This window comes from Tropicibacter oceani, from assembly GCF_029958925.1.
In the GTDB taxonomy this organism is placed as follows: domain Bacteria; phylum Pseudomonadota; class Alphaproteobacteria; order Rhodobacterales; family Rhodobacteraceae; genus Pacificoceanicola; species Pacificoceanicola oceani.
The window spans coordinates 61,526-79,873 of sequence record NZ_CP124616.1 but is presented as its reverse complement, the minus strand read 5'-3'; the positions used below and the strand labels follow the sequence as shown (position 1 = coordinate 79,873).

Below are 18,348 nucleotides of genomic sequence, written 5' to 3'. Positions count from 1 at the left end.
GCAAGGCGCAGGCAGTGGCAAAGAAACGGGCATTTCAGGGGATCGGTCTGGTCTGGGCCGTCGCATTCGCGATTTTCCTGGTCGACCAGGTCACCAAGATCTGGGTCGTGCATGTCATGGATCTGGCCACGCGGCTGTCGATCGACGTGCTGCCGCCCTTTCTCAATTTCCGCATGGCGTGGAATTACGGGGTGAATTTCGGCCTTCTGGCCGGGGATGCCCCGGCGACGCGCTGGATTCTGATTTCGGTCGCGGTGGGGATCGTTCTGTTTGTCCTGGTCTGGATGCGCCGCGATCCGCCGGGGCGGCTGGGCCTGGTTTCCGCCGGTTTTCTGATCGGCGGGGCGCTGGGCAACGTGATTGACCGCTTGCTCTATGGGGCGGTTGCGGATTTCCTGAACATGTCCTGCTGCGGCATCGACAATCCCTTTGCCTTCAACGTCGCCGATGTGGCGATCTTTGTCGGGGCTCTGGGGCTGGTTGTCTTTCCGGGTGGGAAAAAGGGCGCGTGACGCCGCCGTTCATATGCGCTAAGGCTATGGACAATTGACGTGGAGGGTTGCGATGCGGGCAGCGCATCTTGTGGGATTTCTGGCGCTTATCGGGCTTTCGGCCTGTGGTGCGGGCAAGCGGGACATCACCCTGCATGACCTGCGCACCAACAGTGGCAAACCCGAAGAATTTGCCATCGTTCCGAACAAGCCGCTGCAAGAGCCCGAGAGTTTCTCGGCCCTGCCAGCGCCTACGCCGGGCGGTGCAAACCGGACCGATCAGACGCCGTTGAAGGACGCGGTCGCCATTCTGGGTGGCCGTCCAGAGCGTCTGGACGTTGGCACCGGAGTGCCTGCGTCGGATACCGCGATCATCAGCTCGGCCAGTCGCTTTGGCCGTGATCCTGCCGTGCGCCAGGACCTGGCCGCCGACGACCTTGCCTTCCGCAAGCGCCGGTCGCTGTTCACCTGGAGCCTGGTGCCCACGGACGAATACTATCGCGCCTACCGCCGTCAGGCATTGGACCCCTATGACTGGATGGAACGTTTCCGCCGCGCCGGGGCCCGTACACCTGCGGCACCGCCGGAATAACCCGGTTTCTGGGGCAAACCCGGCCAAAAGCCGTTCACGGCCGCGTCATGGCAGCTTGAACTTAACCAATCGAGTCGTAGGTTTCCCTTAACCATAACCAGAAGGGGACCGCGATGCGCCGCCTGGCCATATCTCTTGTCTTGACTGTCCTTGCCGCGCTGCCTGCGCGCGCAAGGGAATTGCCCGATCAGGTCACGACCTTCACGCTGGACAACGGCATGGACGTGGTGGTGATCGAAGACCACAGGGCGCCGGTGGCGGTGCACATGGTCTGGTATCGCGCCGGGTCCGCCGACGAGCCGCGCGGGCGCTCGGGCATTGCGCATTTTCTGGAACACCTGCTGTTCAAGGGCACAGATACCCTTGAACCCGGCGAATTTTCAAAGGTGGTGGCGGCCAATGGCGGCACCGACAACGCCTTTACCAGTTATGACTATACCGCCTATTTCCAAAGGGTTGCGGTGGATCGTCTGGATCTGATGATGCAGATGGAATCGGATCGCATGGTCAACTTGCGGCTGTCGGTCGATGACATCGCCACCGAACGCGACGTGATCATCGAAGAACGCAACCAGAGGACGGAAAACGACCCCGGCGCGCTGTTCGGGGAACAGCGGCAGGCGGCGCTGTACATGAACCATCCCTATGGCACCCCGATCATCGGCTGGCGCCACGAGATGGAGACCCTGCAGCTTGACGATGCGCTGGGGTATTACCGGCAGTATTACGCGCCGAACAACGCCATCCTGATCGTGGCCGGTGACGTTCAGCCCGACGAGGTGCTGGCCCTTGCGAAAAAGCATTATGAGCCGATCCCGGCCAACCCCGACCTGAAACCGCGCGAGCGTGCGCAGGAACCGCGCCACATGACCGAACGGCGGCTGTTTTACCGCGATCCGCGCGTCGCGCAGCCCTATGTATTGCGCAGCTATCTTGCCCCGGAACGTGACCCCGGTGCGCAGGAAAAGGCCGCGGCGCTGATGATGCTGTCCGAGGTGCTGGGCGGCGGGCAGACCTCGGTCCTGACGCAAAAGCTGCAGTTCGACAGCCAGGTGGCGGTCTATGCCAGCGCCTTTTTCGATGCGACCTCGCTGGACGATACCAGCTTTGGGCTGGTGGTGGTCCCGGCGGCGGGCGTCACACTGGAACAGGCCGAAGCCGCAATGGACAAGGCGATTGCCGAGTTCATGGCCGAAGGCGTGAACGAAGAAGCGCTGGACCGGATCAAGTTCCAGCTGCGCGCGCAGCAGGTGTTCGAACGCGACAACGTCCAGCAACTGGCACGCAAATACGGCGGGGCCCTGACCACGGGCCTGACCGTCGCGGATGTGCAGGCCTGGCCCGACCTGCTTCAGGCGGTCACCGCCGAGGACATCCTGCAGGCCGCGAACGAGGTCTTTGATCGCAACAAGTCCGTGACAGGCTACCTGATGGAAGCCGCACAAGAGGAGGTCAGCCAATGAACCGGTTCATCGCAGTTCTGGCGCTGATGGTCAGCGCCGTCATGGCCCAGGCCGAGGTCGAGATTCAGCAGGTCGAAAGCCCGGGTGGCTTCAAGGCCTGGCTGGTGCAGGAACCGTCGATCCCCTTTGTGGCGCTGGAAATAAACTTTCAGGGCGGCGCGTCGCTGGATGCGCCGGACAAACGCGGCGCGACCAACCTGATGGTGGCGCTGCTGGAAGAGGGCGCAGGCGATCTGGACGCTCAGGGTTTTACCCAGGCGACCGAGGCACTGGCCGCGCAGTTCAAATACGACGTCAGCGACGACACGCTGTCCGTTTCGGCGCGCATCCTGACGGAAAACCGCGATCAGGCCGTCGCGCTACTGCGCGAGTCGCTGGTGAACCCGCGCTTTGACGCCGATGCGATCGAACGGGTGCGGGGGCAGGTGCTGTCGTCGATCCGTTCGGACCTGCGGGACCCCGACAGCATCGCAGGTGCGGCCTGGGACAAGATGGTGTTCGGCGATCACCCCTATGGGTCACCCTATGACGGCACCGAAGACAGCGTCGCTGCGCTGACGCGCGACGATATTCTGGCCGCGCACAAGGCCGCCATCGCGCAGGACCGCGTCTTTGTCGCCGCCGCAGGGGACATCACCGCCGAAGAGCTGGGCGCGATCATGGACATGTTGCTGGCCGACCTGCCGGAGCAGGGCGCGCCGCAGCCGGCCCATGTGCAGGTTCAGACCACGGCCGGTGTGACCGTCGTGCCCTTTGCAACGCCGCAATCGGTGGCGATTTTCGGGCATGAAGGCATCAAGCGTGACGATCCGGATTTCTTTGCCGCCTACGTGATGAACGTGGTGCTGGGCGGCGGCGGGTTCGAGGCGCGGCTGATGAACGAGGTGCGCGAAAAGCGCGGGCTGACCTATGGCGTCTATTCCTATCTCGTGCCCAAGGATCACGCGGAACTGTACCTTGGCCGAGTGGCGTCGGCCAACGATCGGATCGGCGAGGCGGTCGAGGTGATCCGCGACGTCTGGGACGGTGTCGCACGCGATGGCGTGACGCAGGACGAACTGGACCGTGCCAAGACCTATCTGACGGGCGGCTATCCGCTGCGCTTTGACGGCAACGGCCAGATCGCCAACATCCTTGTGGGCATGCAGACCGAAGGGCTGGACCCGGACTATGTGAACACCCGCAACGCACAGATCGAGGCGGTCACGCTGGAGGATGTGAAACGGGTCGCGGCCCGCGTCCTGAAACCCGATGCGCTGCACTTTGTCGTGGTCGGCCAGCCCGATGGGTTGGAAACGACCTTGGGCCAATGACGGCACGCAAGAAAAAGGGCGGGGAGTAACCCCGCCCTGTCCGTGTCTTTGCGCGCTTTGCGCTTAGTTCAACAGGCCCGCGTGCCGCAGCCCGGCATCCAGCAGGGCGCGCGTCGGTTCGGTCACCGGCATCAGCGGCAGGCGCGTTTCCTCGGAGCACAGGCCAAGCCGCGACATGGCGTATTTCGCGCCGTTCAGCCCCGGTTCGGTAAAGATCGCGCGATGCAGCGGCATCAGGCGGTCCTGGATGGTCAGGGCCTTGGCATAGTCGCCTTCAAGGCAGGCGGCCTGAAGCTCAGAACACAGCCGCGGCGCGACATTGGCCGTGACCGAGATACAGCCGACACCGCCCTGGGCATTGAACCCATGCGCTGTCGCATCCTCGCCCGACAGTTGCACGAAATCGGTGCCACAGGTGATGCGCTGGGCGCAGACCCGCGCCAGATCGCCGGTCGCGTCCTTGACGCCGATGATGCGCGGCAGCTTGGCCAGATCGCCCATGGTTTCGGGCTTCATGTCCACGACCGAGCGGCCGGGGATGTTGTAGATGATGATCGGGATTTCGGCACAGTCGTGCACGGCCTTGAAATGGGCATAAAGCCCGGCCTGCGTCGGCTTGTTGTAGTAGGGCGTCACCACCAATGCGGCGTCTGCGCCCACCGATGCCGCGTATTGCGTAAAGCGCACGGCCTCGTCGGTGTTGTTCGACCCGGCCCCGGCGATCACCGGAATGCGCCCCGCCACGGCCTTGACCACGGCGGCGATCACCTCTTCGTGTTCGCTGTGGGTCAGGGTCGGGCTTTCGCCGGTGGTGCCGACGGGCACCAGCCCGTGCGATCCTTCGGCGATATGCCACTCGACCAGGCGTTTGAGCGTGTCGAAATCCACCGCGCCGTCCTTGAACGGCGTGACCAGTGCAGGCATCGAACCCTTGAACATGACACGCTCTCCCATTTTGGTATCGTCATTTCTCGTTTCAGAGGAAATCCGCCGACCCAAAGGAATTGTGAGTTGAAGGGGCCGGTTTGCGCTATATCCTCAAAGGGCGTCTATCCCTTTTTGACACGGAAATTGCAAGCTCATGTCGCGCCTTCTGGCCTGTCTCCTTTTGTTGTGTACCACCTTTGCTGCGCAGGCCCAGAACAGCGGGCAGGCCTTGGCGCGCGCGATGGACGCCATGCGGGACGGCAACTGGGCCAAGGCCCGAATCGAGGCGCGCGTCGACGGCCAGGCGGCGCTGGACGTGATCTTGTGGCACGCGCTGCGCGCCGGGCGCGGCGATCCCGCCGAGGTGCAGGATTTCCTTGCCCGCAACCCCGACTGGCCCGGCCTTGCCTACCTGCGCGAGAAAAGCGAAGTCGTCATGTCCGAGGCCTCTGCCGCCGAGGTGCGCGCCTTTTTCGCCGATGACCTGCCGCAGACCGGTGCAGGCGCCCTGGCGCTGGCCCGTGCGCAAAACGAGGCAGGCGAAGCCGGCGCCGCCGAGGCGAATGTCGTCCTGGCCTGGCGCACGCTGTCACTGGGCAGCGACGAACGCCGCGCCTTTGTCGAAGACTGGGGCAGCCTGCTTCAGGACCACCACGTCGCGCGCCTGGACATGGCGCTGTGGAAAGGCTGGAGCAGCAACGCCAGCGCGATGATTCCGCTTGTCGACGAAGATTGGCAAAAGCTGGCCGAGGCCCGCCTGGCCCTGCGCGGCAACGAAGCGGGAGTGGATGGCAAGATCGCCGCGGTGCCCGCCAAACTGGCCGATCACCCGGGGCTGGCCTTTGAGCGGTTCCTGTGGCGCGTGCGCAAGGGGCGCGACGCCGAGGCCATCGAATTGCTTCTGGCCCAGTCCACCAGTGCCGCCAGCCTGGGCGAACCCTGGGCCTGGGCCAATGTCCGTCACGATCTGGCGCGCGAACGCATGCGCGACGGCGCGGTACTCGAAGCCTACAAGATCGCTTCGACCCATTTCCTCGTGGACGGGTCGGATTTCGCCGAACTGGAATGGCTGTCGGGCTATCTTGCCCTGCGCTACCTTGATCGCGCCGATCTGGCCGAAGCCCACTTCAAACGCTTTCGCGCGGCGGTCTGGACGCCGATCTCGGTCGGGCGTGCGGGCTATTGGCTGGGCCGCGCGCTGGAAGCGCAGAACAAATCCGCCGAGGCCGCCGCCGCCTATGCCGAGGGCGCAAAGTTCCAGACCTCCTTCTATGGCTTGCTGGCGGCCGAACGCGGCGGCATCGCCCCGGACCCGACCCTTGCCGGGACCGAGGAATTCCCCGACTGGCGCACCGCCGCGTTCACCAAGACCTCGGTGTTCCAGGCCTCTGTTCTGCTCATGGCTGCCGGGGAAACGGCGCTGTCCGAAAGGTTCCTGACCCATATCGCCGAAAGCCTGGACCGCAGCGGCATGGGCCAGATGGGCCAGATGCTCGAGGAATTCAAACGCCCGCACATGCAGGTCATGCTGGGCAAACGCGCCGCCCAATACGGTTTCGAACTGCCCGGCCCCTATTACGCCCTGCACCCCGACATCGTCGGCAGAGAGTTCCCGGTTCCGAAAGAGCTGGTCTTGTCCATCGCCCGGCGCGAATCCGAATTCGATCCCGTGGTCATCTCGGGCGCCGGGGCGCGCGGTTTCATGCAGCTGATGCCCGGCACGGCGCGCGATGTCTCGGGCTGGCTGAACCTCGAGTATGATGCCGACAAACTGCTGACAGACCCGTCCTACAACGCGACGCTCGGGGCGGCCTATCTTGCCAACCTGGCGGGGCGTTTCGACGGAAACGCGGTGATGATGGCGGCAGGCTACAATGCCGGGCCGGGCCGCCCCAACCAATGGATGGAACGCTTTGGCGACCCCCGCAAAGGCGAGGTCGACGTGATCGACTGGATCGAATTCATCCCCTTCGACGAAACGCGCAACTATGTCATGCGCGTCACCGAAAGCCTGCCGGTCTATCGCGCCCGGCTGGGAAAGGACCCGCATCCGGTGCCCTTCAGCCAGGAATTGATCGGGACAACCTTGCAGGCCATCGTCGACTGATCGCCGCCGCCCTGGTTTCTTTGTGCTGAAAATATCCCGGGGGGCGCCAAACGCGCGGGGGCAGGGCCCCCTCAGGTGGCCGCGACCTGGCGGGCCCGCCACAGAGTGAACAGCCCCGCCAGCACGATCAACGCCACCCCCAGCGCCACGTTCAACCGGATGCTTTCCCCAAACACCACGATCCCCAGCGCGCTGGCAAAGACCAGTTGCAGATAGGCAAAGGGCTGCACCGCGCTGGCCTCGGCCACTTCGTAGACCCGGATCAGGGTGTAATGCCCCGCCGCCCCGGTCACGCACAGGATCGCCATCCAGCCCCAGTCCGGCGCGGTCATCGGCTCCCAGAACCAAACGCCGATTGCGGTGGCCACCACCATCCCCACTGTCCCGGTATAAAAGAACGACGTCGCCGCCATGTCCGCCCGCGCCACATAACGCGTCAGCAGCCCGTACAGCGCGAACATCAACGCCGAAAGCAACGGGATCACTGCATAGGGTGAAAACACCCCGCCCGAGGGTTGCAGGATGATGATCACCCCGACAAAGCCCACGGCGATCGCCGTCCAGCGCCGCCAGCCGACCTTTTCCCCCAGCACCGGCCCCGACAGGGCCGCCACCAGCAACGGATAGCAGGCAAAGACCGCGTGGCTTTCGACCAGCCCGAGAAAGACAAAGCCGACCACCATGACGTTGATTTCCACCACCAGCAGCGCGGCGCGAAAGGCCTGCACCCAGGGCATTCCGCTTTTGGCGGCGTTGCGCAGTCCGCCCGCCTGGCGGCTCGCGATGGTGATGACAAAGGCGGCAAAGAACCAATAGCGGACCATCACCACCATCATGGCGTTGTATTCCCCCGCCAGATGCCGCGAAAGCCCGTCCTGCATGGCAAAGATGAAGGTGGTGACGACCATCAGCCAGATGCCCAAGGGTATGTTCTGCTCTTTCATCTCAGGTCTTTCGGGCTTGGGTCATGTGGCGTTTGCGGCCATAGCCGGTCAGGCGGGTCACGTCGAAACCGGCCTGGGCCAGCGCGCGGCGGACATGGCCCGCGGCAGTATAGGTGGCGGCCGTGCCCTTGGGCGCGGTGTGGTCGGCGACCGCCTGCATCAGCTCGGGCGCCCACAATTCAGGGTTCTTGGCGGGGGAAAACCCGTCCAGAAACCAGGCATGCGCCTGCCCGTGCCAGCGCGGCAGGGTTTCGCGGGCATCGCCCTTGATCATCGTGAACCGCAGATCGGGCAGGGTGATCTGCCTCGCACCGGCACGCCAGAATGGGGCCAGTTCCGCCGCAACACCCGCCACCTCGGGAAAGGCATCCTGCGCACGGATCATTTCCTCTCCTTCCAGTGGAAAGGCCTCGAAAGTCGTGAAATGCAATTGCCCGGTCTGCCCCGTTTCGCGCCACAGATGCAGCGCGGCCAGCAGGTTCATCCCCGTACCAAACCCCAGTTCGGCAATGTGGAAACCATCCCGTAACCGCCCGGGCAAGTCGTTGCCCTGAAGAAAGACATAGCGCGTTTCTGCCAGCCCGTTTTCCAGCGAAAAATAGGGGTCATCGAACCGGGTCGAGACAGGAACACCGTCCCGCCAATCAAGCGCGCTCTGGTCTGCCATGGGAAATGTCCTTAGGAGTCCCTTGCGTTGTGCAGGCAGGAGACGACGATGGCAAGCGTGGATGTGACGGTACGCGGGGCAGGCGCCTTTGGCCTGTCGGTGGCCTGGGCCTGTGCGCAGGCTGGCGCGCGGGTGCGCGTGGTCGACCCATTCGGGCCGGGCGCGGGATCGTCGGGCGGGGTGGTCGGCGCGCTGGCGCCGCATGTGCCCGAGAACTGGAACGAAAAGAAGGCCTTTCAACTGGATAGCCTGCTGATGGCCAAAGCCTTTTGGACCGGGGTCGAGGCAGCGGGCGGCGTGTCGGCGGGCTACGGCCGTCTTGGCCGCCTGCAACCGATCATGGACCAAAGCGGGCTGGCACTGGCGCAGGCGCGCGGCGAAGGGGCCGCGCAGTTGTGGCAAGGCCGCGCGCATTGGCGGGTGATCGAGGCCGCGCAGGCCGGCCCCTTTGCCCCGGCCAGTCCCACGGGGCTGTTGATCCACGACACGCTGAGCGGGCGCATCCATCCGCGCCGGGCCTGCGCAGCGCTGGTCGCGGCGCTGGAAACCATCGGCGCCGAAATCGTGACCGAGGCCCCGGATCAGGGCGCGGTGGTCTGGGCCACCGGCTGGCAGGGGCTTTTGGACCTGAGCGAGGCCTTTGGCAAAAAGGTCGGCGAGGGCATCAAAGGGCAGGCGGTTGTGCTGCGCCATGACGCGGGCGACGCGCCGCAATTGTTTGTCGGCGGGTTGCACATCATTCCGCATGCGGATGGCACGGTGGCGATCGGGTCGACCTCGGAACGGGACTTTGATGACCCGACCGGCACCGACGAACAGGCCGACGCCCTGATCCAGCGCGCCCATGACGCCCTGCCGGCCATGCATGGCGCCGAGGTGATTCAACGCTGGGCGGGCGTGCGGCCGCGCGCGCGCAGCCGTGCGCCGCTGCTGGGGGAATGGCCGGGCCGCAAGGGGCATTTCATCGCCAACGGCGGTTTCAAGATCGGCTTTGGCATGGCGCCCAAGGTGGCGCAGGTCATGGCCGATCTGGTGCTGAACGGCCGCGATGCCATCCCGCAGGGCTTTCGCACCGAAGAGCTGCTTTAACCGTTTTCGTGGAAGAAGGCATAGATCCGTTCGGCAAGCGATTCTGACACGCCATCCACGGCCCTCAGGTCGGCCAGATTGGCGCGGCTGACCGCCTTGGCCGATCCGAAATGCGCCAGAAGCGCCCGTTTGCGCGCCCCGCCAACGCCCGAAATCTCGTCCAGCGGGTTCTTCATGTTGGACTTGGCGCGCTTGGCGCGGTGTGTGCCGATGGCAAAGCGGTGCGCCTCGTCCCGCAGGCGCTGGACGAAATATAGCACGGGATCGTTGTGGCGCAGGGCAAAGGGGCGCTGGCCGGTGCGGTGGAATTCCTCTTTGCCCGCGTCGCGGTCCACACCCTTGGCAACGCCGACAAAGGGCAGATCGTCAATGCCATGTTCAGACATGATTTCCGCCACGGCCGAAACCTGCCCCGCGCCGCCGTCGATCAGCATCAGGTCGGGCCAAAGCCCCTTTGTCCGGTCCGGATCTTCCTTGAGCAGACGTTTCAGGCGGCGGTTCAACACCTCTTTCATCATGCCGAAATCGTCGCCGGGGGTCAGATCTTCGCCCTTGATGTTGTACTTGCGGTACTGGTTTTTCATGAACCCTTCAGGGCCGGCGCAGATCATCGCACCGACGGCGTTGGTGCCCTGAATGTGGCTGTTGTCGTAAACCTCGATGCGCTGCGGCGGGGCGTCCAGATCAAAGGCCTCGGCCAGCCCGCGCAGCAGCTTGGCCTGCGTCGCGGTTTCCGACATCCGCCGCGCCAGGCTTTCGCGGGCGTTGCGCAGGGCGCTGTCCACCAGTTCGGCCTTTTCGCCGCGCAGGGGCACGGTGATTTCGACCTTGCGGCCCAGTTTGTCCGACAGGGCCTGCACCATCAGGTCGTCGTTTTCGATCCCGTGCGACAGCAGCAACAGGCGCGGCGGTTCCTTTTGGTCGTAGAACTGGCCGATAAAGGCCTCCATCACCTCAGCGGCGCCCACGTCGTCGCCGACGCGCGGATAGAAATCGCGGTTGCCCCAGTTCTGGTTGGCGCGGATGAAAAACACCTGAACGCAGGCCTGCCCGTTTTCCAGATGCAGGGCGATGATATCCGCCTCGGCCACGGTTTGCGGGTTGATGCCCTGCGCAGTCTGCACCTGCGTCAGCGCGCGGATCCGGTCGCGCAGGGCGGCGGCGCGTTCGAACTCCATCGCCTCGGACGCCTCGGCCATCTGGGCGGCCAGTGTTTCCTGGATCTGGGTCGACTTGCCCTGCAAAAACCGCTGGGCGTCCTTCACGTTGGCGGCGTATTCCGCCTCGGTGATCTTGCCGACGCAGGGCGCGGTGCAGCGTTTGATCTGGTATTGCAGGCAGGGGCGCGTACGGGTTTCGAACATGCTGTCCGTGCAGTTGCGCAGCTGAAAGCCGCGCTGCAACTGGCTGAGCACCCGGTTGACCGCGCCGGCGCTGGCGAAGGGACCATAATAGCTGCCGCCCTCTTTCTTGGCGCCGCGATGCTTCTTGATCATCGGATAGGGATGATCGGTGACAAGGATGTTGGGAAAGCTTTTGTCGTCGCGCAGCAGCACGTTGAACTTGGGCTTTAGCTGCTTGATCAGGTTCTGTTCCAGCAGCAGCGCTTCGGTCTCTGTCCGGGTGGTCAGGAACATCATCGAGGCGGTTTCGCTGATCATCCGCTCGATCCGCCGCGAATGCCCCGAAGGGCGGGCGTAATTGCTGACCCGGTTGCGCAGGTTGCGCGCCTTGCCGACGTACAAAACCCGGCTTTGATCATCCAGCATGCGGTAGACGCCGGGGCTGCCGTCGAGCGTCTTGAGATAGCCCTGGATGACCTCAAAGCCCTTTCGGACGGGGGGCTGTACGTCGTTCATGGATGACCTTGGGTTAGCGTCTGATTCTGGTCTTTGGCTGCAATGCGGCACAGCCGTAATCAAGGGTTATAACATCCACGGTTTCTGTGGATAACTCTGTAGGCAAAAACCGGCTTGCCTGAAATTTCCTTTGTTTCAGGGGGACTTCTGGGTAATGCCTAAAAATTAGGCAATTCCGCAACCCTTTGATAAGGTTAGAGTAAAATCTTCAACACATGCAAGGTATTGAGACTCTTGGAGATTTTGTAACGCTTTTGTAACTTTCGTTAATCCGGTGCAAAACTTGTGACGCGAATGCCTATTCCACCCCCGACACGTCCGGCGTTTCCCAGGCCAGGTGCTGTCCGCCATCGACGCAAAGCAGCTGGCCGGTGACCGCGGGCGCATCCATGAAGTAGCCAAGGGCGGCGGTGATGTCGGCCGGGTTTGCACCCCGTTCCAGGATGGTCGCGGCGCGCTGGCGGGCGAATTGTTCGTCGTCCTGCCGGGGGCCTTTCAGAGTGGGGCCGGGGCCGATGGCATTCACGCGCGCCATCGGCGCCAGGGCCTGCGCGGCGGTCTGGGTCAGGGCCCAAAGACCCATCTTGGCAATGGTATAGCTGGTAAAATGCGGGGTCAGCTTGCGCACCCTCTGGTCGATCATGTTGATCACCAACCCTTGGGCAAGCGGTTCGCCTTGTGCATCGGTGGCGGGTTCGGGCAGCTGCGCGGCCAGCGCCTGGATCAGCACGAAGGGCGCGCGCAGGTTGCTTTCGATGTGCCGGTCCCAGCTGGTGCGGCTGGCGTCCCACAGGCTGTCGCTTTCAAAGATCGAGGCGTTGTTGATCAACAGCGTGATCGGCCCGCCAAGCGCCTGCGCCGCGCGGGGCAACAAGGCCTGTGTCTGGGTTTCGTCCAGCAGGTCGGCCTGCAGCGCGACGGCCTGCCGGCCCATGGCGCGGATCTGGTCGACGGTGTCCTGCGCGGCCTCTTGCGATCCGGCGTAATGCACGGCCAGGTCATAACCACGCTGGGCAAGGTACAGCGACATGGCGCGGCCAAGGCGCTTGGCGCCGCCGGTCACAAGGGCAATTTTGCGGTCAGGGGTCATGGTGGTCCTCAGACGTTCAACACGACCAACACATAGAGCGCATAGAGCGCAGACAAGAGCATGCCCCAAACCCGTGTCAAATCGCGGCCCCAAAAGACGAAGGGCAGCAGGATCAGGGACGCGCCCAGCATGACCCAAAGGTCAAAGCGCAAGAAGGCCGGGTCGACGGGCATCGGTTTGATCACGGCAGCGACGCCGATGATGGCCAGAAGGTTGAACAGGTTCGATCCGATGACGTTGCCGATGGCCACATCGGCCTGGCGCCGGATCGCGGCCATCACGGTGGTGGCCAGTTCGGGCAGCGATGTGCCGATGGCGACCAGCGTCAACCCGATGACGGTATCGGGCACGCCGTACATTAGGGCGATTTCGCGGGCGCTGTCGACCAGCAGATCGGCACCCAGAGGCAGGCCGACCAGCCCCAGCGCCAGGAACAGCGCGATCTTCCACCAGGGCATGTCGGGGTCCGCGCCTTCGGGTTCCTCAAGGTCGTCGTCGATCTCGCCGTTGCGGCGGTGGGCCAGGGCGTCGCGCATGGCCAGCCACAGGAATGCTGCCAGAACGGTCAGCAAAATCACTGCGGCCATCAGGTCGAACACGCCGCGAAAGGCCAGCGCGATGAACAGCACGGTGGCTCCCAGCATCTGAAGATAGCTTTTGCGGGTGTCGCATTCCGAGGTGTGCATCACGGTGATCAGCGCCGGCAGGCCCAGCACCAAAAGCACGTTGGCGGTGTTTGATCCGACGACGTTGCCAAGCGCGATGCCGGGAACGCCCTCAATCGCGGCCTTGATCGAAATCAGCAGCTCGGGCGCCGAGGTGCCAAAGGCGACGATGGTCAGGCTGACGATCAGCGCCGGGATTCCGACGCGCAGGCTCAGGTTCACGGCGCCTTTGACCAGGGCATCCCCGGCCAGCAAAAGGATCACCAATCCCAAGGCAGCATAGGCAAAGACCATTTCAGCCCTTTCTTTTACGGTTGTCTTTGCCGCAGGAACACGGGCCCTTGCCAATGCGGAACCGTCCGCAGCCTGGGCAACGGGCCTTGTCCAGGCGGGCCTTTCCGGGCAGGCGCAGCTTGCCGAACATGGCAAGCACGGCCATGCCGATCAGAAAGAAGGTGACAGCTTTGACAAGCACGTCAGAGTCCGTAACGCGCGAATTCGGCACGCTCTTCGATTTCACTGATCGCGGCCTGGGCCACGGACATGCCGATCCGCGGGAACAGCGGTTTGCGCTGTTCATAGCGGCGGAATTTCACCTTGTCGCCAAAGCGGTCCTTCATCCGGGGGATCAGGTGGCCAATGCCATCGGCAAGCCCCTGTTCGACCGCGTGCCGCCCGACCCAGATTTCGCCTGTGAACAGGTCGGGGTTCTCGGCCAGCTTGCCCTTGCGGCGGGTTTTGACAAGGGTGATGAAGTTTTCGTGCAACTGCCCCAGCAAACGGTTCAGCCGCGCGACGTCCTCTTCGGTTTCGGGTTTGAACGGGTCCATCATGGATTTCGATTTGCCCGCCGTGTGCACCCGGCGTTCGATGCCCTGCCGTTGCAAAAAGACATGCGCGCCAAAACTGGACGAGATCACCCCGATCGAGCCCAGGATCGAACTGTCGTCGGCCCAGATTTCATCGGCAGAGGCAGCCAGCCAATAGCCGCCCGAGGCCGCGACATCCTCGACGAAGGCAAAGACCGGAACCTTGGTTTCATCGGCCAGGCGGCGGATGCGCGCGCCAATCAGCGAGGATTGCACAGGCGATCCGCCGGGCGAGTTGATTTCCAGCGCCACGGCGGCGGGCTTGCCCTTGCGAAAGGCCTTTTCCAGTAGCGGAGCCAGCGACCGGTCGCTGATCGCGCCGCGCGCGCCCATGCCAATGGCACCTTGCAACCGCACGACCGCGACAACCGGGTCGGCTTTGATAAAGGGGATCCAACGTTTCATGTCTGGTGATGTAGATTGCAGGGCCAGCGCGTACAAGGCCGCGCGGCAAAGAAGCTGCGCTTGTGGCGCAGGGGCATGGTGGGGCGGCATCGAAAAAGCCCGCCGGATCCGGGGATCGGCGGGCCAGGTCAGGGATAATCCGAAAGGGTCAGTCGAACTTGCGCGAGGGGGCCAGCACCTTGGCCTCGCCGATCAGGACCTTTTTGCCATCGACCGAACAGTGGCAATCCAGCGTCACGCGGCGCTTGGCATGGTCGATGTCGACGACCTTGACCTCGGCATAGACGACGTCGCCGGGACGCACGGGGGCCAGGAACTTCAGCGTCTGACCCATGTAGACGGTGCCGTGGCCGGGCAGCTGTTCACCGATCACGGCCGAGATCAGCCCGGCGGTCAGCATGCCATGGGCAATGCGCCCTTCAAAGATGGTGTCCTGCGCGTAGTCATCGTCCAGATGCACCGGATTGCGGTCGGTCGACACCTGCGCGAACATCTCGATGTCCTGATCCGTCACCTGTTTGCGCAGGTGCCGGGACATGCCCATTTCGATATCTTCGATGCAGATCGTGCCGCGTGGCAGATTGTCCAACATCTCGCCCTCCATGATCAACCGTCCGGTAATAAACGCGCGCCTTTTGGCGTTGTTCGGTAATTTTATTACTTTGCGGTTGCAGCAAAATCAAGGGGAAAAATCTTAGGCCAATGTCCCCATGGCAAAGCTGGGATTGATCATTTCCTTTTGGATATAGGCGCTTAGCGCATCCGTATCGGGCCCCTGCGTCGTTTTGGTCTCTTCCCGGGCCAGGCCGCCGGTGATGAAGAGGGAATCGATGTCTTCGCCCATGGCGCCACGAATGTCGGTGGCCGGACCGTCGCCGATGGCCAGGATTCCGGCGTCCTGCACGCCTTTGCGGTGCTCGGCCAGGCGGCGGCGGGCCAGGTCGTAGATCGGCGGATGCGGTTTGCCGAAATACAGGCTTTCGCCACCCATCTCGGTATACAGCTGCGCCACGGCCCCGGCGCAATATTCGCGCCGATCACCGCGATCGACGACGATATCGGGGTTGGCGCAGAGCAGCTTCATGCCCTTTTGCTTGGCATACAGCAGCTTGCCCCGGTAGACGTCGGGATCGGCGTGGGGGTCTTCGGGACCGCAGCAGATGATGCCCTCGGCCTCTTCGAAGGGCACGCGGCTGATGGCGACGGGGTTTTCCAGCAGGTCCAGCGGCTCGAAAAAGCTCAGATCGTGGCGTTGCCCCATGAACCAGACCTTTTGGCCCACGGCCCCCTGGAACATCGCCGCGCGGGCGCTGTCGCCGCTGGTGGCAATGTCGTCATAGGCGTCCTTGGGCACACCGAAATATTCCAGCTGCCGGGCGACGTCATCGCGTGCGCGCGGCGCATTGGTGACCAGGATCACCGCCCCGCCCCGGGCGCGATAGTCCGTCAGGGCCTGAACCGCCGAAGGGATCGCCCTGACCCCATTGTGGACACAGCCCCAAAGGTCGACGAACAACGCGTCGTAGCGGTCGGAAATCTCTGAAAGTGCTGTGATGATCTGGGTCATGGCCGTCCGTTCCTTCTGCTCGGTCCTGTATGAGCATAACGGAAGGGGTTTGGCCAGAGTTCCCGCAGCCGGGGGATTACCCCGGCTGGTTCATGCGCTCGACGTAAAGGCGCATTTCCTCGGCCTCTTGCCGGGCCTCGCGCAGACCGTCCATGGCGGCGGAAAGCTCGGCCTCGGTCTGGGCCAGCTGGTTGGTCAGCTCGGCCTCGCGCTGTTGCAGGTAGGTGATGGCCTGGTCGCGGGTTTCCTCGGCCTCGTGCAATTCCTGGCTCATGCGCTCCAGCTGATCGACGTCGGCCTGGCTGACGCGTGAAAACCGATGCACCAGCCAGTTGGCGAACCATCCAAGACAGAAGGCCACAAACAGGATGATGGCTGTTGCAATGATGAATTCGGTTCTATTCATCCCCGGTTCCTTTTTCCGGCGCTGCTTCGGCGCCTGTGTTATCTTCCACCTGCTCGGGGGTGGGGTCGCTTTCTTCTGCCTGCTCGGACTTCAGAAGCTTGAATTCGATACGACGGTTGGCTTCGCGGCCCTCTTCGGTGCCGTTGTCGGCGATGGGCGTTGCTTCGCCATAGCCGTTTACGCTGTAGGATGCCACAGGAACCAGCCGTGTGCGCAAGGCTTCAAGAACGGATTGCGCGCGTTCCTGGCTAAGCTGCTGGTTCATCGTCTCGCGGCCCTGGCTGTCGGTATGGCCGCCGATCTCGATCGGGATGTCGCCGCATTTCTTCAACAGGTCGGCCAGTTCATCAAGGATGTCCTTGGCCGAAGCGTCCAGCGTCGCGCTGCCCGGTTCAAAGGTGATCTTGCGATCGCCGATGATCTCGACGATCTGCGCTTCGCATTCTTCGGGCGAGGGCAGCCCCAGCGAGGCATCGAATTTCTTGAGATACTCGACGTTTATGTCAAAGCTGGCCTCGTCGCCCAGCTTGGCCGCCAGCAGGCGCGCGATTTCGGCGCTGGCGTCGGTATTGCCGGTGTTGCCCGTGACGGTGACCTTGTCGGGGGTGACCTTGACGGAGCCGTTGACCAGCTGCGCCAGCACTTCGATGGCGGCAAGGGTGCGCACCGGCCAATCGCCGGGCAGCGTTTCGTCGACCCGCGCCGCCGTGTAGACCGCGTTTGATCCAAACCGCGCCCGGGCAAAGCTGTCGGCGGTCTGCCGGGCCACTTCGCTGGACATCCGGCCGCGCAGTTGCACGGCGCCCTCGGGGCTGAGCGTCGCCATGAATTCCGGCGGGCCCTGATTCGTCTCGTCGGCCTTCTTGGGAAGGGTGGCGTGCAGCGCAAAGACATCGGGCAGGGCCGCCTCCATTTCGCCGACGACGCGGTCGAACAGCGCCTGGTCGGTGCCCTCAAGCGCGATCAGGGTGATGTCTGCATTGGTAAAGGTGACCGACCCGCCGCCCAGTTCGGCCAGCTTGGAAATACCGATTTCGGCGGCGTCGGCCCAGCGGCGCGACGGCACGCCCAGGCCCAGGGTGCAGGTTGCCTTGCCTTCCAGACCGGCGCGGGCGGCGGCGCGCAGGATACGGTCGCGCGACGCCTCGTCATCGGCTGAACAGGCATCAAAGCGCGCCTCGCCGTCCTCGATCACGAACCGCAGGGTAAAGGGGCTGATGACGGGCCGCGGCGCGGTCAGGTTCAGGGCAAGACGCAGGTCGCTGGGCTTGCGCCGGGACAGGGCGGTTTCCAGTCGCTGCTTGGACTCGCCGCTTTCGGTCATGGCCTTGATCGACACGCGCTCTGAATCCACGGAAATCTGTGACCGGGGCAGATCGCGTAGCGCGCCGATGGCATAGCGCAGCGCCGCGTCCCAGCCATCGGGGGCCGGGTAATCGGCGGTGTCCAGCAGGTCCGACACCTCGCCTATGGTGGCGATTTCGCGGAACTGTTTCAGCAGGTCCTCGCGGTCGGTCGAATCCGGGATCAGGCCGATGACCGAAATCCCCGCGTCATTGCGCAGGATCTCGACCGAGAAATAGGGCGGTGCGTAATCCTCTGGTTCCTCGATCAGCATCTGGTCGATGACGCGGGCGGCGTCCACGATGCGCCCCGCCGTGCTGAGCGCCTGGAACCGCGTGGCTTCGTCCGGGGCGGTGCCGATCAGGAAAACCTGCAGGCCATTGGTGTCGACCTCGGCCCAGGTCAGCCCTTCGCGATCCAATTCATTCAGAACCCCGGAGCGAGAGGCGTTTTCGACCATGCCCACGGAAAAATAAGCCGTGATCAGGCTGACGAGCGCTGCCGCGAGGAATGTGCCGACGAGGATGAAAAGCGAGGAAAGGCGCATGGG

18 protein-coding genes are annotated in these 18,348 nt (G+C 63.8%); 6 read left to right on the top strand and 12 right to left on the bottom strand.

The features are described from left to right. Positions 1–41 precede the first annotated feature (41 nt). From lspA to QF118_RS00400, 4 genes are all read left to right on the top strand, one after another. Entirely contained in the window at positions 42–512 is a 471-nt protein-coding gene (gene lspA / locus QF118_RS00415; protein WP_282302516.1) for a signal peptidase II, read from the top strand. Between the two features lie 52 nt (positions 513–564). After that, a complete protein-coding gene (locus tag QF118_RS00410; protein ID WP_282300667.1) occupies positions 565–1,083 on the top strand; it encodes a DUF3035 domain-containing protein in 519 nt (172 codons plus the stop codon). A 113-nt stretch (positions 1,084–1,196) separates the two neighbouring features. Next, entirely contained in the window at positions 1,197–2,546 is a 1,350-nt protein-coding gene (locus QF118_RS00405) for a M16 family metallopeptidase (RefSeq protein WP_282300666.1), read from the top strand. Then, positions 2,543–3,859, top strand: coding sequence for a M16 family metallopeptidase (locus tag QF118_RS00400; RefSeq protein ID WP_282300665.1), 1,317 nt, complete (start codon positions 2,543–2,545; stop codon positions 3,857–3,859). Before QF118_RS00405 ends, QF118_RS00400 begins: the two co-directional genes overlap by 4 nt. A 63-nt stretch (positions 3,860–3,922) precedes the next feature. Here QF118_RS00400 and dapA read toward each other — a convergent pair whose 3' ends face one another. Then, positions 3,923–4,798, bottom strand: a complete 876-nt coding sequence (gene dapA / locus QF118_RS00395; RefSeq protein ID WP_282300664.1) for a 4-hydroxy-tetrahydrodipicolinate synthase — start codon at positions 4,796–4,798, stop codon at positions 3,923–3,925. Positions 4,799–4,940: 142 nt separating this feature from the next. On the opposite strand from dapA, the gene QF118_RS00390 reads away from it, so the two are divergent. Continuing rightward, positions 4,941–6,893, top strand: a complete 1,953-nt coding sequence (locus tag QF118_RS00390; protein WP_282300663.1) for a lytic transglycosylase domain-containing protein — start codon at positions 4,941–4,943, stop codon at positions 6,891–6,893. Between the two features lie 71 nt (positions 6,894–6,964). Here QF118_RS00390 and QF118_RS00385 read toward each other — a convergent pair whose 3' ends face one another. Both QF118_RS00385 and mnmD read right to left on the bottom strand, forming a co-directional pair. Next, the gene (locus tag QF118_RS00385; protein ID WP_282300662.1) at positions 6,965–7,837 is read right to left on the bottom strand and encodes a DMT family transporter; all 873 of its coding nucleotides are present in this window, start codon (positions 7,835–7,837) and stop codon (positions 6,965–6,967) included. A gap of 1 nt (position 7,838) precedes the next feature. After that, positions 7,839–8,504 (bottom strand): tRNA (5-methylaminomethyl-2-thiouridine)(34)-methyltransferase MnmC2, encoded by a 666-nt coding sequence (gene mnmD, locus QF118_RS00380; RefSeq protein ID WP_282300661.1) that lies wholly within the window; start codon positions 8,502–8,504, stop codon positions 7,839–7,841. Positions 8,505–8,552: 48 nt separating this feature from the next. On the opposite strand from mnmD, the gene QF118_RS00375 reads away from it, so the two are divergent. Then, positions 8,553–9,593 carry an NAD(P)/FAD-dependent oxidoreductase gene (locus QF118_RS00375; RefSeq protein ID WP_282300660.1) on the top strand — a complete coding sequence of 347 codons (1,041 nt, stop codon included), beginning with the start codon at positions 8,553–8,555 and terminating at the stop codon, positions 9,591–9,593. Here the strand turns inward: QF118_RS00375 and uvrC are convergent. The 9 genes from uvrC to QF118_RS00330 all read right to left on the bottom strand — a co-directional run bounded on the left by uvrC (position 9,590) and on the right by QF118_RS00330 (position 18,345). Further along, entirely contained in the window at positions 9,590–11,452 is a 1,863-nt protein-coding gene (gene uvrC, locus QF118_RS00370) for an excinuclease ABC subunit UvrC (protein WP_282300659.1), read from the bottom strand. The two genes, QF118_RS00375 and uvrC, sit on opposite strands and share 4 nt — an antisense overlap. A gap of 298 nt (positions 11,453–11,750) precedes the next feature. Further along, positions 11,751–12,542: an SDR family oxidoreductase gene (locus tag QF118_RS00365; RefSeq protein ID WP_282300658.1), complete on the bottom strand. Its 792-nt coding sequence runs from the start codon at positions 12,540–12,542 to the stop codon at positions 11,751–11,753. Between the two features lie 8 nt (positions 12,543–12,550). Beyond that, positions 12,551–13,501 (bottom strand): calcium/sodium antiporter, encoded by a 951-nt coding sequence (locus tag QF118_RS00360; RefSeq protein ID WP_282300657.1) that lies wholly within the window; start codon positions 13,499–13,501, stop codon positions 12,551–12,553. A 1-nt stretch (position 13,502) separates the two neighbouring features. Further along, entirely contained in the window at positions 13,503–13,682 is a 180-nt protein-coding gene (locus QF118_RS00355; protein ID WP_282300656.1) for a hypothetical protein, read from the bottom strand. Position 13,683: 1 nt separating this feature from the next. Beyond that, a complete protein-coding gene (locus tag QF118_RS00350) occupies positions 13,684–14,481 on the bottom strand; it encodes a S49 family peptidase (protein WP_282300655.1) in 798 nt (265 codons plus the stop codon). A gap of 148 nt (positions 14,482–14,629) precedes the next feature. Next, positions 14,630–15,073 carry a MaoC family dehydratase gene (locus tag QF118_RS00345; protein ID WP_282300654.1) on the bottom strand — a complete coding sequence of 148 codons (444 nt, stop codon included), beginning with the start codon at positions 15,071–15,073 and terminating at the stop codon, positions 14,630–14,632. 102 nt (positions 15,074–15,175) lie between these two features. Continuing rightward, positions 15,176–16,048, bottom strand: a complete 873-nt coding sequence (locus tag QF118_RS00340) for a TIGR01459 family HAD-type hydrolase (protein WP_282300653.1) — start codon at positions 16,046–16,048, stop codon at positions 15,176–15,178. 76 nt (positions 16,049–16,124) lie between these two features. Further along, positions 16,125–16,454 (bottom strand): hypothetical protein, encoded by a 330-nt coding sequence (locus QF118_RS00335; protein ID WP_282300652.1) that lies wholly within the window; start codon positions 16,452–16,454, stop codon positions 16,125–16,127. Beyond that, entirely contained in the window at positions 16,447–18,345 is a 1,899-nt protein-coding gene (locus tag QF118_RS00330) for an OmpA family protein (protein ID WP_282300651.1), read from the bottom strand. Before QF118_RS00330 ends, QF118_RS00335 begins: the two co-directional genes overlap by 8 nt. Positions 18,346–18,348: the final 3 nt, after the last annotated feature.